We start from the raw sequence: 638 nt of genomic DNA, 5'->3' as shown, positions 1-638 counted from the left end.
GAAGTTCCCGTCGCCGTTGCCGGAGTCGCCGCTGAAGTTCCTGGGTGCGAACGTGCTGCCGATGGAGATCCTGGTGGTGGTGGGTGCGTTGCTGATGATGCTGGCGGTGGAGTTCTTCAACCGCAAGACGATCTACGGCAAGGCGGTGGTGGCGACCTTCAACGACCGCGATGCCGCCAAGCTGATGGGCATCAACACGGGGTTGGTGATCACGTTCTCGTACGCGCTGTCGTCGCTGACGGCCGCCTTCGCCGGTGTGCTGATCGCCCCGCTGACGCTGACCGGCGCGACGATGGGCGCCGTGCTGGGCCTGAAGGCCTTCGCGGTGGCGATCATCGGCGGCCTGACCAGCGGCATGGGAATCATCGTCGGCGGGATCATCCTGGGCATTGCCGAGACGACGACCGGGTTCTACCTGTCGACCGGCTACAAGGATGTTCCCGGGTTGGTGCTGCTGCTGATCGTGCTGGCGGTGAAGCCCGCAGGCTTGTTCGGCAAGTCGGCGATCAAGAAGGTCTGACGATGTCGTCCTGTTCGAGCAAAGGCGCGGGTGGGGAGGCTGTGGCTCGCCGTCGGGTGCGGTCCTCGCCCCTGGCGGGGCGAGGACTTCCCTCCGCTGACTGGTTTCATGGCCCGTC

The 638-nt window shown here is 65.5% G+C and carries 1 protein-coding gene; it reads left to right on the top strand.

Annotation, left to right across the window (positions count from 1 at the left end; genetic code table 11):
• Nucleotides 1-520, top strand: a 520-nt coding sequence (locus AC1D15_RS36005) for a branched-chain amino acid ABC transporter permease (RefSeq protein ID WP_477829854.1), incomplete at its 5' end; no start/stop codon positions are given.
• Nucleotides 521-638: the final 118 nt, after the last annotated feature.

The organism is Rhizobacter sp. P2_H2 (genome assembly GCF_056403375.1).
The sequence above is the reverse complement of the archived record's forward strand: the minus strand, read 5'-3'. Positions and strand labels throughout refer to the sequence as shown.